At 41.3% G+C, this 521-nt stretch carries 1 protein-coding gene; it reads left to right on the top strand.

Annotation, left to right across the window (positions count from 1 at the left end; genetic code table 11):
* Nucleotides 1-486: transposase (locus tag ACFSBH_RS12055; protein ID WP_379597717.1), on the top strand; the 486-nt coding region annotated here is incomplete at its 5' end.
* Nucleotides 487-521: the final 35 nt, after the last annotated feature.

The raw sequence follows: 521 nt of genomic DNA, 5'->3' as shown, positions 1-521 counted from the left end.
GAAGAAGATGCGTATCTATGTCCAAATGGAAGAAAAGTGCGGTTTAGCTATCACTCCAAACGAAAGGACAGGTACGGATTTACACGTGAGTTTAAAGTGTATGAATGTGAGGACTGTTCAGCCTGTCCACTGCGCGATCTGTGCACCAAAGCAAAGCCGGGTAACAACCGGAAAGTCTACATCAATGAAAAGTGGGAATCTCAAAAAGAATATGTACGCACGAAGCTTTCAGACGAGAAAACCGGTGAAATTTACGGGAAACGTAAAATTGATGTGGAGCCAGTTTTCGGATTTCTGAAGGCTAATTTGGGTTTCACTCGTTTTTCCGTTAGAGGAAAACAAAAGGTGACCAAGGAATTAGCCTTTGCATTAATGGCGGTGAACTTGAGAAAGTACACCGCCAACAACCCAGGTATAGTGACCGATGATGATAAATTTTACTCAAAAAAGGATCCAAGCAAAATTTTTTGCTTGGATCCTTTTTAATTACTGTTTTTGGCTAGTTATGTCCCAGCCTCTTT

Source organism: Oceanobacillus luteolus (genome assembly GCF_042678205.1).
Lineage (GTDB): Bacteria > Bacillota > Bacilli > Bacillales > Amphibacillaceae > Oceanobacillus > Oceanobacillus luteolus.
This window is presented reverse-complemented; position numbering and strand designations above follow the sequence as displayed.